This window comes from Bacillus sp. SIMBA_074 (genome assembly GCF_046534555.1).
Lineage (GTDB): Bacteria > Bacillota > Bacilli > Bacillales > Bacillaceae_G > Bacillus_A > Bacillus_A mycoides.
In genome coordinates this window covers 1-258 of the sequence record NZ_JAWRYM010000783.1, presented here as the reverse complement: position 1 = coordinate 258, position 258 = coordinate 1, and the positions used below count along the sequence as shown (strand labels likewise).

General features: G+C 58.5%; 1 protein-coding gene. It reads right to left on the bottom strand.

Annotated elements, in window-relative coordinates; translation table 11 throughout:
- A partial coding sequence (locus SB773_RS32895; RefSeq protein WP_410594610.1) for an AMP-binding protein occupies positions 1-238 on the bottom strand: 238 nt, incomplete at its 3' end.
- Between the last annotated feature and the right edge of the window lie 20 nt (positions 239-258).

The window sequence follows — 258 nt, the reverse complement described above, 5'->3', positions numbered from 1 at the left end:
GCTCCACGTCGCGCAGTAACTGCGAGTAGTCGATACCGAGGAACGTATCGACATAGAACAGTACGCGTGCGTCACCTTGCTTCAGACAATAGTTCAGCTCGTCGAGCTTGAAGCGAGTGTTGACAGGAACCGTGACCGCGCCGATGGACGCCGCCGCGTAGAAGAGGACAACCCAGTCGACGGAATTGCCCATCAGGATGCCAACATGTTCGCCGTGTTCGACGCCTGCCGAGATCATGCGTGCGGCGGCGCTTTGGA